The sequence below is a fragment of the Vibrio sp. 10N.222.52.B7 genome (assembly GCF_041474275.1).
GTDB lineage: Bacteria > Pseudomonadota > Gammaproteobacteria > Enterobacterales > Vibrionaceae > Vibrio > Vibrio crassostreae_C.
Map to the genome: position 1 here is coordinate 1 of NZ_JBFRTU010000432.1, position 422 is coordinate 422.

The 422-nt window shown below is 44.5% G+C and carries 1 pseudogene; it reads right to left on the reverse strand.

The window, feature by feature from the left end:
• A pseudogene (locus AB4512_RS23555) lies at nucleotides 1-422 on the reverse strand (GGDEF domain-containing protein); the annotation flags it as partial.

Genomic DNA, 422 nt, shown 5'->3' on the forward strand with positions numbered 1-422 from the left:
AGATAAAGTATTCCTTCAGTTCCTGCCTTGCTGAGTCTTCCCAGTGTTGGTGACTTTGAAGAGGTGTTCCCAATTTATAGCCTTGGTTATAAAGTAGCTCATGCAGTTTACTGTTACTCGACAGCAATACACCGCCCTTATCAATGATCCCCATGAACTGCAGGCTTTGGTCGAATATCGACTCCAATAACAGTTGGCTTTGTCGGCTGGTACGCTCACTTTTCTTAAGGCGATTGAGGTAATACACCAAGGTTGCGATGACACACGACATCACCAAAAACAGCAAACCTATGGTGCGAATTTCATCTCGGTAGCGAACTAAAAATGACTTAGGTTTGTTGAGAAAAGTCACCGCCGCTTCATTCTCTGCGCCCAAATCCCAACGAGATATTTGTTGGTAATCGAGTTTGATTTCTGGCGCG